At 47.1% G+C, this 473-nt stretch carries 1 protein-coding gene; it reads left to right on the top strand.

Annotated features, from left to right (window positions below):
• On the top strand, nt 1-473 hold a 473-nt coding region (locus tag HMPREF3277_RS01440), incomplete at both ends, for a T6SS immunity protein Tli4 family protein (protein ID WP_246830744.1).

The following is a 473-nucleotide window of genomic DNA, read 5'->3' as shown; positions in this document are numbered from 1 at the left end:
TACGAAGCCGATTTATATTTCAAGCTGGATAATGATGACGCCTATATCGTACGCAGCTATTTCTATATCCCTGCCGAAAACGGCAAAGCCCCTGCCAACTGGAAAACCCAAGAAAAAGAAGCAATAAACACCATGGAGAAAAAATTCCGCCAAGAAATCCTCAATGGATTGAAAACCAGGCAGGAATTTGAAGTGCCAAATAAACACGGTATATGCCTGATAGGCGGTTTTATCGCGGACGATGGCAAAAAACCGTTTGAAGTTCATAGCACTGTCGAATTTGACAAACAACACGATATGAGTCTGGAAATCATGCACGGCGACGTACTGGAGGCAGGCGAGCCGACGCTGCTGCAACGTAAGGTAAATCTGGGGAAAGGCGCAATGGTTAAAGCGCTAACCCGCACCATCCGCCAAGGCAAACGCACCATCAACGGTATGTCGGGTGAGGAAAAATTGGTGAAATGGGGCGG

The organism is Neisseria sp. HMSC70E02 (assembly GCF_001838645.1).
In the GTDB taxonomy this organism is placed as follows: domain Bacteria; phylum Pseudomonadota; class Gammaproteobacteria; order Burkholderiales; family Neisseriaceae; genus Neisseria; species Neisseria macacae.
This window is presented reverse-complemented; position numbering and strand designations above follow the sequence as displayed.